Source organism: uncultured Capnocytophaga sp., assembly GCF_938029845.1.
Lineage (GTDB): Bacteria > Bacteroidota > Bacteroidia > Flavobacteriales > Flavobacteriaceae > Capnocytophaga.
Window position 1 is genome coordinate 1 of sequence record NZ_CALHGG010000122.1, and the last position, 10,896, is coordinate 10,896.

The following is a 10,896-nucleotide window of genomic DNA, read 5'->3' on the forward strand; positions in this document are numbered from 1 at the left end:
GTGTATTACATATTGTTTGGGGCGTATGTAGTGATTTGTTCTTTGTTATTATACCTTTGGCAAAAGAAGATAAGAGATGCTCAAAGGGCAATAATTATTTGGGTGTTGCATATTATATGGGTATTATTTTTTATATTAGGCTGGATAATTGCTATTTGAAAAATATATCTTTGTTGGTAATGTATCAAATGTGCTGTTAAAAAATAAGACATGAGCCGCAAGTTTGCATCAGTGGAGAATTAGATAGAAAAATAATATGAACAAAAGATGTATCTTATTAGTGATCTTTATAGTAGCTATAGGTAAAGCGCAAGTCATCAAAGGCTATGATTATTGTCATGATAATCATACAGAAAAAGTTAATATAGTAGATTTGAAAACCTACCAAGCATTATTGGATATTTGCTATAATTACCCTGAAGATGAGGAGTGTAAACGAGAATTAGAAAAATATTATGATAAACTTAAAGATACTTTTTCTATAAAAGTAGAATTTGAAAAGAAGAATAACATAGATATTTCTCTTTTTTCCAAAAATGCAGGTGCTAGAATGACTATAGTTTTTGGAGGAGGAAATTCTTCTTTTGGAAATGAGTCTTTAAAAACAGTAAAGATATATGACAGAAAAGGTAGGCTCATAGAAAAAACTTTCTATGTAAGTGATTGTGAGGTAGGTCCTACACGTACTTTTAACCGCAAAGGAAAGCTTATAGAAACTAAATATTATGATGACTACTATTTTGTAGGTATAGAACAAGTAAGAAATATTATTCTTAATGCTCTTGGGGTAGATATCTTTGAACCTTACCAAGGAAGATTTGTAAGATGTTTCTTTAGCCGAATGAAAATAGAAGGAAAATACGTTTATTCATTAGAATTTATTAGTCGTGGAGAAGAAGGTTCCGCACGTAAGTATTATATAGATGCTTATGATGGGAAATTTCTTTTTAAAGACATCCGTTATTCTACAAAAAAGGAATATTATGATTCATTTGAATTTCCAAAAGAGAGAATATTTATTCCTATTAGAGATAGTATTGATATTGATAAATAGGGTAGTATCTCATAAAGTGTGTAAGTTCCCAAAGTCTGATTAAAAATAGCTTGCGAAACTTGATTAAGTTGATTTAACTCTTGATTGGTGTTATAAATTTTGTATGATGAAAAAAATAATTCTTGCTTTAATAGCGTTAAGTTGTAATAGTTGTATTAACAATTATTACTACAACGAAAACAGAGGTTTGCGTCCTAAAAAACCTAAATTTAGATTAGCCAAACCTTTGCCCTATCACCTGCAACCCGATGACTTAATTGATACCACTTGCGTGTATGTATATACAAGCTCTCAAAAAACTAAAATGGCCCTACGTTTCTTTGCTAATGGTCGTTTTATCAACAGCTTTGGCAATGCTGATTATAATAATTTGGAAGCAAATGAAATAGGATATTACAGAGTAGAAAATAAAAATATAGTACTAATGGAAACTTTTATAAGAAGTTCACCAGCAGCTGGTGGGGATGGCATCTATTACAGAAGCGTAGGAATTATTAAAAACGATACACTATACGACGTATTAGGAGCGCAAAATTTATCAGATGTACATAGAGTAGGAGACGAAATATCAACTTTCTATCACATATATTACACCTATACAAAACAAAAAGCAGACACGCTAAAAGGAACTCCTAATTGGTGACAGATAACAATAAAAATACAACTGTTGTGATTCTCACGAGTTTTTATAAGGCCTTTGACCTTATTTATCCGTGGGAATCACAAAGTTTCACTTAGTTGTTATATCATTCTCTCTGTAAAAATCTGTGTTTCACATACCCAGCTGTGAGCACTCGCTGGCTTTGTGGGAGAAAAATATATTTTTACTTACGTCGAACTCACGTTATTTTATACTTCGTATTTGAGGTTATTGATGATAAAATCTTGGCGTTCAGGGGTATTGTTCCCCATATAGAAGTCTAATAATTTCTCTATATGCATGGCCTTGTCCATCATTACAGGGTCAAGGCGCATATCCTGACCTATAAAGTGCTTGAACTCATCGGGGGAGATCTCTCCCAATCCTTTGAATCGTGTGATCTCTGGGTTTTTGAGTTTCTTTATGGCATTGACACGCTCTTCATCGGTATAGCAATAAATAGTTTCCTTGCTATTGCGCACGCGGAATAGGGGCGTCTGCAGGATATATACATGTCCTTCTTTGATGAGTTCAGGGAAGAACTGTAAGAAAAAGGTGATCAGTAGTAGGCGAATGTGCATCCCATCTACATCGGCATCGGTGGCAAGGACAATATTGTTATACCGCAGATTTTCTATAGAGTCCTCTATATCCAAAGCAGCTTGTAGGAGGTTGAACTCCTCATTTTCATAGACAATTTTTTTGGTTTTCCCAAATGAGTTTAGCGGTTTTCCCCGCAGAGAAAATACGGCTTGGGTATTGGCATCACGAGAGGTAGTGATAGACCCAGAAGCGGAGTTTCCCTCGGTGATAAAGAGCGTACTCTCAAGGGCTTGTTCGTGCTTACTATCGGTCAGGTGAATACGGCAATCGCGTAGTTTCTTGTTGTGTAGGCTCACTTTTTTGGCACCGTCTCGGGCAAGTTTGCGAATATCTGATAACTCCTTGCGTTCGCGCTCTGCTTGTAGGATTTTTTTCTGTATTTCTTCGGCAATCTCTGGTTGCTTATGTAGATAGTCGTCTAAGTGTTTTTGTACGAAATTGGTAATATAAGTACGTACAGAGGGCATGCCTTCTCCCATCTCAGTAGAACCTAATTTGGTTTTGGTTTGGCTCTCAAAAACAGGCTCCATCACCTTGATAGAGATAGCTCCAATGATGGACTTACGAATATCCGAGGCATCATAGGGTTTGTTGTAATAGTTGCGCAAGGTAGCTACAATAGCCTCTCGGTAAGCATTCAGGTGGGTACCTCCTTGTGTGGTATTCTGCCCATTGACAAACGAATAATATTGTTCGCTGTACTGGCTTTTGCTATGAGTGAGAGCAATCTCTATATCTTCCCCACTTAGGTGAATGATAGGATAGGCAAAATCTTCCTCATTGTTATCTTCTTTGAGCAGATCTTCCAAGCCATTTTCAGAGAAGAATTTTTCTCCGTTATATATAATAACGAGTCCAGGGTTGAGGTAGGTATAGTTCTTAAGCATCCTTACCACATATTCCGAACGGAATTTGTAGTTCTTAAAGATAGTTCCGTCAGGGACAAACTCTACTAAGGTGCCTCGTTTTTCATTGGAGGCTTCTAAGGGAGATTCCTCTTGTAATACACCCAAAGAGAATGTAGCACTTTTTCGCTGTCCATCACGTACAGAAGCTACATAGAAATAAGAGGAAAGCGCATTGACAGCCTTGGTACCTACCCCATTAAGCCCCACAGACTTTTTGAAGGCACGGGAGTCATATTTTCCTCCTGTATTCATTTTGGAAACTACATCTACCACTTTTCCCAAGGGAATCCCACGTCCAAAATCACGTACAGAGACTTTATTTTCCTCTATGCGTACCTCTATCTGCTTGCCCGCCCCCATGACAAACTCGTCTATGGAGTTATCAATCACCTCCTTCAGTAGGATATAGATCCCATCATCGGCCGAGGAGCCATCGCCGAGCTTACCTATGTACATACCAGGGCGCATACGTACATGCTCCTGCCACTCAAGGGTCTGTATATTATCTTCTCCGTATTCAGTAATGGGTTTGTTAAAATCTATGGGTTCCATTTGTGTTTTTTATAGTTGTTAAGGGTTTGATTTGTTTTTATATTATAACTGTCCTATTTTCAATAGTTCAAAGCTCTTAGTATGTAAGTTTGCACAGAAATCATAATCAATAAAAGATACCCTATTCCTTATATCTTTGAAGGAAGAATAAGCTATTTTCTGTTCAAATTCTCGTTTTCTTTCTGCTGCACTAAGGATATAGAACTTAGTGTAGAAATCTTGTAACTCGTTGAATTTGAGTAGAGAATTTTGTATGTCAGTAGTATGCTCTACTTCAAAGAAAGCGTGAGGGAATTTCCGCTCATTGAACCATATGACATCAATGGTTTTGGCTCTTTTGATCACTTCGGGATAGGTAAAATCTAAAATCTGATCTAGGGAAGAGACATTACCTAATTTTCTATCAAGGAATAGTTTATTCTTATCCTGCGGCGGGATATATGTGTGGTATCCCTTGAGATTCCCAATCTCAACCAATAATCCTTGGAAATAGGAATGCGAAAAATCTTGTTCTTTCTTAGAGGATACTTCTAATTCAAATTTCTCTAAAAGCTGCTCTTTATGACTTTTTAGTGCCCATAGTCCTGCTTTTATTTTGAAAAAGAAGCGTTCGTCCTGAACAATTCGCCTTATGGTAGCAAAGGGAGTTTTGGTTTTCCATTCAGATGTATCTACATGATGATAAAGAAAACCAAGTGTAGCCCACCCTCCGTTTTCTTCCATAATCTTGATAACTTCTTCATGCTGTTTCATACTCTGGTATTAATTACTCTTTTTATATCCCAATTTGTACCCTACTCCTACTGAGACGAGAGTGAGTGAAAAGCCTGTACTATCGCTAAAATCTACCCCACGAACTTTGTGACCTGTGATAGGCGTAAGATTCCAAGACATACGCATATCCGTAGTGATAATAACTCGCTTGATGTCCCAAAGTACGCCACCTCCTATTTGTCCTGTAAGAACGAATCGGTTGAAGTGCTGAGTTACATTTTCATCAGGGGTATTATACGTCTCATTTGTATAGGAGGCATGGGTTAGGAATTTGAGAGAAAACCCTGCTTGTAAGTATCCTCTGAACATTCGTTTGCCTTCCCATTGTAACAGACAAGGGGCATCTATATATTCAAAAGAAAAATGTCTTCTTCCCTCTGGAGCAACTTCTCCATAATAAGGTCCTCTATCCCTGCTAGGAATATCTAGACTACGTATATGAGTCCCTTCGTTCTTATATAATAAATCAGTATGTAATACCCAATGCTTTTCTTTGAGAGGAATCCGAGCAAAGACGCCTGAATTAAAAACGCCCCAATTCCCGTAGGTACTAAATTCTTTTCCGTTCTTATCGTACAAAGGAGAAACAGAAGAGCCATAGAGGAGAGGGTTATTCAGCCTTACTCCAACAGTGATTTGTGCCATACTCATAGTGGAAGTGAGCAGTAGCAATAGTAAAGAGATATGTTTTTTCATGATATTGAAAATTATTGTTTAGGCAGCAAAGATATAATTTTTTCTTTTTTTTACCAAATAAATATTCTCATATATTTTCCGTATATTTGCACCAAAATTAACCATAATGAAAATACAAGTAAAGAACGAGACGAATCGCCTACGAGCAGTTATCTTAGGGACTGCTCAGAGCAATGGTGCCACCCCTACTGCCCAGGAGGCTTACGACCCTAAATCTTTAGAACATATATTGGCAGGAACTTATCCCTTGGAAGAAGATATGATTCCTGAAATGGAGGCTTTCGCCAAAGTGCTTAAAAAATATGAGGTAGAAGTATACCGACCTGAATTAATAGAGAATTGCAACCAGATTTTCACTCGTGATATTGGTTTTGTGATTGAAGACAAGTTTATCAAAGCCAACATTCTCCCTGAACGAGAGGAAGAATATCAAGCTATTGAGTATATTGTTCGCCAGATTCCTCCTTCTCAATATATCGTCCCTACGCCTGAAATACATATAGAAGGGGGCGATGTTATGCCTTGGAATGATCATATCTTTGTAGGTACTTACTATGGAGCTGATTATGCAAATTATAAGACCGCACGTACCAATAGGGAAGGGGTAGAGTTCCTTAAGTCGCTCTTTCCTAACAAAATAGTAAAGGCTTTTGACCTTGTCAAGTCCAATACTGAACCTCGTGATAATGCCCTTCACTTGGATTGTTGTTTCCAACCTGTGGGAACAAACAAAGGGATTATCTATAAGGGTGGTTTCCGCAACGAACAGGAATACCAATATTTAGTCGATCTTTTTGGCAAGGATAATCTTTTTCACATAGAGCGAGAGGAGATGTACCAGATGTTTAGCAATGTATTCTCTATCTCACCAGAGGTGGTGGTTTCTGAACGTAACTTTATTCGCCTGAATAACTGGCTTAGGGAACAAGGTTTTACTGTGGAGGAGATTCCCTATGCGGAGATAGCCAAGCAGGAAGGGCTTTTGCGTTGTTCTACCTTGCCTTTACTAAGAGACTAATTGTTTTAACTCCATATTCTTATGGCTATTAAGCATTTTTGGTACAAATTATATGCCAAGCAGGGGATGCTCTATAAGCTCTTTTTGGCAGTAGTGCTTGTAACAGCTATTATCTTCCTTTTGCCCAAGGGAAGCAAGTTTTCCTATGAGTTTCAGGCAGGTAAGCCTTGGCTATACCCTGCACTATATGCTCCCTTTGACTTTACTCTGAAGAAGACAAGTGAACAGTTGGCCAAAGAAAAGCAATACATTGAAAGCCAATCGCCTACTTACTTCTTTAGAGATACTACTGTCTTAGCTTCTGTCGAGAAGAATTATTACCAAAAAGCACTCACTTATTTTGCTTCAGTGGAAACTGCCACTCAAGAAAAACTTTTGCGAAAAGGTGAGGATTTTCTTAAGAAAGCTTACCGAAATGGAGTATTCTATGCCTCTGGAGAACTGACAGATAAGGAGGTATTCTTGGTAGAAGGAAATGAAGTGTTTACTTTTGCTCCTAACAAATTCTTTTTTCTGAACCAGACTAAGGAAGCGGTACTTTCTTATTTTGCAGAAAAGCCTTTTGCTCCTTATATGGATACCTATTATACGATCCTTTCCGAGGTGATGTTACCCGATATCTTTGTTAATGAGTATTTTACACAACGAACCTTAGAGGAGCGACTCAAGAATATTATTCATTCCTATGGAATAGTCAAAAAAGGACAATTGATTATAGAAAGAGGACAATTTGTATCAGGCGAACGGCTTACAATGCTCACTTCTTTACAAAAGGAATATGCACTTAATAGTTCGGAGCATCTTACTACCTTATCACTATTGGGGTATATACTTATCATATCTATGCTTGTGAGCATGATATTACTCTATCTATATCATTTCAAAAAGGAATTATTCACCAATAATAACATTGTAACCCTTATTTTTACTACTATATTGCTCTTTGTTGCAGGAATATCTTGGACAGCTAAGGTGGATACTGATTATATCTATGCTTTTCCTATCTGTATTTTCCCTCTGGTAATGAAGGCCTTTTTTGATTTGCGATTGGGGATGTTCTTATATCTAATTACTTTGATTCTTATTGGATTTATTGTACCCAATAGTTTCCAATTTATCTATACCAATGCTATTGTGGCAGGAGTACTTTTGTTGGACACCAAGGGAATGCATTATAGGATTAATCTTTTCCTGACGATTACTTATATAGTAATTGCTTATATTATAACTTACCTTTGCCAACTGATGATTTCCACAGGTAGTCTTCAGGGGATACATTATTCTATAATTGGATTTTTTATTCTCAACGGATTTTTGACACTTTTTATCCAGCCACTCACCTATATGTATGAAAAGATATTTGGCTTGGTGTCCAATGTGTCCCTCTTGGAACTCTCCGATACACATAATAAGTTGTTAAGAGAACTTTCCGAAAAGGCACCAGGTTCTTTCCAGCACTCTTTGCAAGTATCTAACTTAGCTGAGGCGAGTGCTTTGGCCATTGGTGCCAATGCAATGTTGGTGCGAGTGGGAGCTCTCTATCATGATATAGGGAAGATGAAGAACCCTCTTTTCTTTACGGAGAACCAGAAAACTTCAGTTAATCCCCATGACGAACTCACAGCAGTGGAGAGTGCTAAAATCATTAAAAGTCATGTGATAGACGGTATTGAGATGGCTCGTGCCAATAATATTCCTGACCGTATTATTGATTTTATTCGTACTCATCATGGCAATAGCCTTATTTACTATTTCTATAAAAAGCAATTGGATTCAGGAGAACCTTTTGATGAGGATGATTTCCGTTACTCAGGTCCTATTCCTTTCTCCAAAGAGACAGCTATACTTATGATGTCCGATTCGGTGGAAGCAGCCTCTAAGAGCTTGGTCAATCCTACTACCGAAGCTATTGATGCACTTGTGGAAGCTATTATCAAAAAACAAATAGAGGAAAAGCAATATCTTAACGCCGATATTACCTTCAAGGATATTGAGAAAATCAAGAAAGTGCTCAAAGAAAAGCTCTTTAATATCTATCACTTGCGCATAGCCTATCCGAAATAAATATTTTTGTTAAAATATTTTTATCATAGTGCAGTATTGTGTCTTTTTGTTGTACTTTTGCGGGCTGCTTAACAGAATTAGAATGCATCATTTCATTAATTATTTTTGTATCTTTTACGTACTAATGGTGCTTTTGAGTGCCTTTTGTGTACGTAAAGCGTTAAAATACAAGGTTTTTACTTACCTATATTATATATTATCGGCTTTTTTCTTTTTTTACTTTCTATACTATTGGAATGAGTCCTTTTCGGGAGTGTGGGATAGCAATCGGCAATTTTCCTTTGGATTATTTATTTCATGGTTATTATTTGCTACACTTATAAGCGTATTCTTCTTGGGGGAAACGTTTATACGTTTGCTTTGTATGCCTTTTCGCATGAAAAAAGAAAAAGTAATACCTTCCCGTAGGCGCTTTGTAAGTCTTATAGGGTTGGGAGTAGCAGCCATTCCCTTTGCAGGTATGATTTATGGAATGCTTTGGGGCAAATATAACTTTCGGGTAATAAAGCATACACTCTATTTTGACGACCTTCCTGATGCCTTTGATGGCTACCGAATTATACATATTTCTGATATTCATTCAGGAAGTTTTGATAATGCCGAAAAGGTACAATATGGAATTGATATGATCAATGCTCAACAAGGTGATGTTATTTTCTTCACGGGGGATTTGGTCAATAACAAGGCGGAGGAGATGCTTCCTTGGATTTCACACTTTAAGCAATTACATGCCAAAGATGGGGTATATTCTGTATTGGGCAATCATGATTATGGAGATTATGTACAGTGGGATTCGCCAGAAGACAAACTCAAAAACTTGGAAGACCTTAAGCAAATACATCAGCAGTTAGGTTTTTGTTTGCTCAACAATGAATCCGTATTCCTTTCTCGTGGTAAGCAACGCATTGCGGTAGTAGGGGTCGAAAACTGGGGGGAAGGCTTTATCAAGAAAGGGAATCTTAAGGAGGCCTTACAAGAGGTGGATGAGAAAGATTTCAAAGTGCTGCTCTCTCATGACCCTACTCATTGGCAATACGAGGTGATAGACGATCCCAATTTTATACATCTGACCTTAAGCGGACACACTCATGGTATGCAGTTTGGGATAGAAATACCTGGGGTTATCAAATGGAGTCCTGCAGGTTGGCGCTATAAGTATTGGGGAGGAATCTATAAGGAGAAAGGAAAATATATCAATGTAAATCGTGGCTTTGGCTATTTGGCTTTCCCTGGTCGTGTAGGCATGCCTCCTGAGATTACAGTTATTGAACTGAAGAAAAAGGATAATAGTGCATCCTCTAATCTGTAAAATTAGGTGTGTTATACTACTTAATTCAGAAAAAAAACTTATATTTGCAGCGTATGAATAACTATACTTTTTTGTAGAATAAAACTATAAAATATGTCAGTATTTGGAGATATAATAAGCACAAATAAGCCCGTACTTATTGTTTTTTATGCGGGCTGGCACTATTTGACTGAGGATGCAAGTACATCTATTCAGCAAGTAGCCGATACCTTAGGTGATGCGGTACGTGTGATCAAAATTGATATTGATAGGAATAAGGAACTTACCAAAAAATTGCAAATTAATGGTATTCCCACCTATATGATCTTCTACAAAGGAGAACTCGTATGGCGAACCGAAGCCCTACAACCTACAGCCAACCTTATTAGCGCAATAAAACCTTTTATAGAATCATAAAAAATGAACGAAATCACTTTGTGGAGTAGCCTAAGCCAAGAAATTACGGCAATAGTTACAGACCCTATTTATTTGTGGGACCTTATAGGTACTTTTGTTTTTGGAATTTCGGGTGTTTTACTTGGACTAGAGCGCCGAATGGACGTCTTTGGTATGTTCATTCTAGCTTTTGTTACAGGTGTGGGAGGGGGAACGCTCCGTGATATTATGATAGGAAGTATTCCTGTCTTTTGGATGAAGAACCTCATGTATATCTTTATGATAGGAGTAAGTGTAGTTTTTACTATTCTTTTCAAGCGTAAGTTTGCTGCTCATTGGAACTACTGGTTGCTTCTTTTTGATGCCATAGGATTGGGTGTATTTACAATCATTGGTTTAGAGAAAGCACTCCGCTTTGACCTATCTCCAACTATTGCCATTGTACTAGGTACTATGACAGGAAGTTTTGGGGGGGTTATTCGCGATGTTTTGGCCAACAGGATGCCTGCTATCTTCCAAAAAGAAATCTATGCAACTGCTTGTGTAGCAGGAGGTACCGTCTATTTCTTGCTCAATGGAATCATGGCTGATTATCATAATTGGGTAGTGCTTATTACTATCTGTGTAGTGATTGCTATACGCATGTTTTCAGTGAAGCATCATTGGGAACTTCCTAAATTTCTTAATTAGACATAGTTTTTTCTTAAATATTAGTTTTTTCAATAGTAGTTACTTACTTTTGTAGCAAGTCTTTTCTATAGACAGATTTGCAATGCAAGAGTAAGTACTTTCTTTTAACTTTATCCGCTATTTGCAATACATGAAAAAAGATAAAAATATTATAGTACAAGGGGCTAGAGTACATAACCTCAAGGATATAGATGTACAGATTCCTCGTTATGA

At 37.2% G+C, this 10,896-nt stretch carries 11 protein-coding genes; 8 read left to right on the forward strand and 3 right to left on the reverse strand.

Features of this window, described 5'->3' with window-relative positions; translation table 11 throughout:
• The 3 genes from Q0625_RS08555 to Q0625_RS08565 all read left to right on the forward strand — a co-directional run.
• Window positions 1-200 (forward strand): hypothetical protein (locus Q0625_RS08555; protein ID WP_298825868.1); only part of this gene is annotated, 200 nt, incomplete at its 5' end.
• Between the two features lie 56 nt (window positions 201-256).
• Window positions 257-1,054: a hypothetical protein gene (locus tag Q0625_RS08560; RefSeq protein WP_298825870.1), complete on the forward strand. Its 798-nt coding sequence runs from the start codon at window positions 257-259 to the stop codon at window positions 1,052-1,054.
• 103 nt (window positions 1,055-1,157) lie between these two features.
• A complete protein-coding gene (locus Q0625_RS08565) occupies window positions 1,158-1,697 on the forward strand; it encodes a hypothetical protein (protein ID WP_298825872.1) in 540 nt (179 codons plus the stop codon).
• Between the two features lie 206 nt (window positions 1,698-1,903).
• On the opposite strand, the gene Q0625_RS08570 is transcribed toward Q0625_RS08565, so the two are convergent.
• Genes Q0625_RS08570 through Q0625_RS08580 form a run of 3 tightly spaced genes read right to left on the reverse strand, consistent with a single transcriptional unit; the run spans window position 1,904 to window position 5,227 of the window.
• Window positions 1,904-3,757, reverse strand: coding sequence for a DNA topoisomerase IV subunit B (locus Q0625_RS08570; RefSeq protein ID WP_298825874.1), 1,854 nt, complete (start codon window positions 3,755-3,757; stop codon window positions 1,904-1,906).
• 42 nt (window positions 3,758-3,799) lie between these two features.
• A complete protein-coding gene (locus tag Q0625_RS08575) occupies window positions 3,800-4,510 on the reverse strand; it encodes a hypothetical protein (protein ID WP_298825876.1) in 711 nt (236 codons plus the stop codon).
• A 9-nt stretch (window positions 4,511-4,519) separates the two neighbouring features.
• Window positions 4,520-5,227 carry a porin family protein gene (locus Q0625_RS08580; protein WP_298825878.1) on the reverse strand — a complete coding sequence of 236 codons (708 nt, stop codon included), beginning with the start codon at window positions 5,225-5,227 and terminating at the stop codon, window positions 4,520-4,522.
• Window positions 5,228-5,330: 103 nt separating this feature from the next.
• Between Q0625_RS08580 and Q0625_RS08585 the strand changes: the two genes are divergently transcribed.
• From Q0625_RS08585 to Q0625_RS08605, 5 genes are all read left to right on the forward strand, one after another.
• A complete protein-coding gene (locus Q0625_RS08585) occupies window positions 5,331-6,245 on the forward strand; it encodes an arginine deiminase family protein (protein WP_298825885.1) in 915 nt (304 codons plus the stop codon).
• A 21-nt stretch (window positions 6,246-6,266) separates the two neighbouring features.
• Window positions 6,267-8,309 carry an HDIG domain-containing metalloprotein gene (locus Q0625_RS08590; RefSeq protein ID WP_298825879.1) on the forward strand — a complete coding sequence of 681 codons (2,043 nt, stop codon included), beginning with the start codon at window positions 6,267-6,269 and terminating at the stop codon, window positions 8,307-8,309.
• Between the two features lie 82 nt (window positions 8,310-8,391).
• Window positions 8,392-9,618, forward strand: coding sequence for a metallophosphoesterase (locus tag Q0625_RS08595; protein WP_298825880.1), 1,227 nt, complete (start codon window positions 8,392-8,394; stop codon window positions 9,616-9,618).
• A 93-nt stretch (window positions 9,619-9,711) separates the two neighbouring features.
• On the forward strand, window positions 9,712-10,014 hold the full coding sequence (locus Q0625_RS08600) for a thioredoxin family protein (protein ID WP_298825881.1): 303 nt from the start codon (window positions 9,712-9,714) through the stop codon (window positions 10,012-10,014).
• Between the two features lie 3 nt (window positions 10,015-10,017).
• Complete coding sequence (locus Q0625_RS08605; protein WP_298825883.1) at window positions 10,018-10,683, forward strand: trimeric intracellular cation channel family protein; 666 nt, start codon at window positions 10,018-10,020, stop codon at window positions 10,681-10,683.
• The last annotated feature ends 213 nt before the right edge of the window (window positions 10,684-10,896 follow it).